The organism is Streptomyces sp. ActVer (assembly GCF_027270795.1).
Lineage (GTDB): Bacteria > Actinomycetota > Actinomycetes > Streptomycetales > Streptomycetaceae > Streptomyces > Streptomyces umbrinus_A.
On the sequence record NZ_JAPWHT010000835.1, the window covers coordinates 1 to 1,880 of the forward strand.

Annotated in this window: 2 protein-coding genes; both read left to right on the top strand. The window is 74.1% G+C overall.

All coding sequences use genetic code 11. The features are described from left to right. The coding region (locus tag O3Q52_RS52595) for a DNA repair protein RecN (protein WP_369124187.1) at positions 1 to 1,082 on the top strand (1,082 nt) is incomplete at its 5' end. Between the two features lie 306 nt (positions 1,083 to 1,388). Then, positions 1,389 to 1,880, top strand: a 492-nt coding sequence (locus tag O3Q52_RS52600) for a glycosyltransferase (protein WP_269655470.1), incomplete at its 3' end; no start/stop codon positions are given.

The following is a 1,880-nucleotide window of genomic DNA, read 5'->3' on the forward strand; positions in this document are numbered from 1 at the left end:
TCGGGCACGCAGAGGCGCTCGCGTCCGCCGCCACGGCCGCGCACGGCGCCCTCGCGGGCAATCCCGAGGACCCGGAGGACATCGACGCCACGACGCTCGTCGCGGGCGCACACCGGGCCCTGGAGGCCGTACGGTCCCATGACGCGGCGCTCGGCGCGCTGGCCGGCCGCATCGGGGAGATCGGGATCCTGCTGGGCGATGTGGCGGGGGAGCTGGCGGGGTACGCCGACGACCTCGACGCGGACCCGCTGCGGCTCGCCGCGGTCGAGGAGCGGCGCGCCGCGCTCACCGCGCTGACCCGCAAGTACGGTGAGCACGGTGAGGGCACGACCGCCGTACTGACCTGGGCGGAACAAGGAGTCGCACGGCTCCTGGAGTTGGACGGCGACGACGACCGGCTCGGCGAGCTGACGGCCGAGCGGGACGCGCTGCGGGCCGAACTGGGCGGGCTGGCACAGGCGTTGACGGACGCCCGTACGGAGGCCGCCGAGCGCTTCGCCGCCGCCGTGACCGCCGAACTCGCCTCGCTCGCCATGCCGCACGCGCGCGTGTCCTTCGAGATCCGGCAGACCGAGGACCCGGAGGGCGTGGAGGTCGGCGGCCGTCCGGTCTCGTACGGGCCCGCCGGGGTCGACGAGGTCGAACTCCTCCTCGCCCCGCACCCGGGGGCGCCGCCGCGGCCCATCGCCAAGGGTGCGTCCGGTGGTGAGCTGTCGCGCGTGATGCTCGCCGTCGAGGTCGTGTTCGCGGGTACGGATCCGGTGCCGACGTATCTTTTCGACGAGGTCGACGCGGGTGTGGGCGGCAAGGCCGCGGTCGAGATCGGGCGGCGGCTCGCCAAGCTCGCCAGGAGCGCGCAGGTCGTCGTCGTCACCCATCTGCCCCAGGTGGCGGCCTTCGCCGACCGGCAGTTGCTGGTCGAGAAGACCAACGACGGGTCGGTCACCCGGTCCGGGGTGAAGGTCCTGGAAGGCGAGGAGCGGGTGCGGGAGCTGTCGCGGATGCTGGCCGGGCAGGAGGACTCGGAGACGGCCCGGGCACATGCGGAGGAGCTGCTGGCGACGGCTCGGGCCGACAGGTAGTCGTTGACGGGTGGCCGTTGACGGGCAGTCGCTCGGAGGGCTGGGGCTGGGGCTGGGGCTGGGGCTGCGGGCTCTGTGGGGCTCCGCTGCGAGGCGCTTGTGCGCCCCGCGGATCCCATCACCAATGTGAGTGACGGTTCGCCTCCCCGGCGCGCCACCCACCACCACCCCACCCCCTCGATGGTCCGCAACTCCCGCGAGCCCTGGCATCCTTGGAAGAGGACCCCGAGCGGTACACCCCCACCGCCCGTTCCTTCTGTACTTTTCTTCGTGACCGCCCGACGCCGAACCAGGAGCCCCGGCCACGTGATCCACGTGAGCAGCCACTCACCGCCCGGACAGCCGCCGCTGCGCACTGTCCAAGTGCTCGGCGGCGGCAGCGCGGGCAGCTGTGCCCATGTGCGGTCGCTGACGTCGGGGCTCGTCGCCCGGGGCGTGCGGGTCACCGTGTGCGCCCCTGCCACGGCGGATCACACCTACGACTTCAGCGGCGTCGGGGCCGACCACGTGCACGTGCCGAGGCGGAACGACCCGACCTCCATGGCCGTGCTGCGGGCGGTCTGCGCGGACGCCGACCTGGTGCACGCGCACGGACTGCACTCCGCTCTGCGGGCCGCGCTCGCGCTCAGCGGACGGCACGTCCCGCTCGTCGTCACCCTGCACTCCCGCCCGTACGCCGAGGGCGCGCGGGGGCATCTGCTGCGCCTGCTGGAGCGGCGCGTGGCCAGGGCCGCGTCCGTGGTCCTCGGATCCTCGTCCGACCTCGTGGACCGGGCCCGCAGCAGGGGCGCCCGGGAC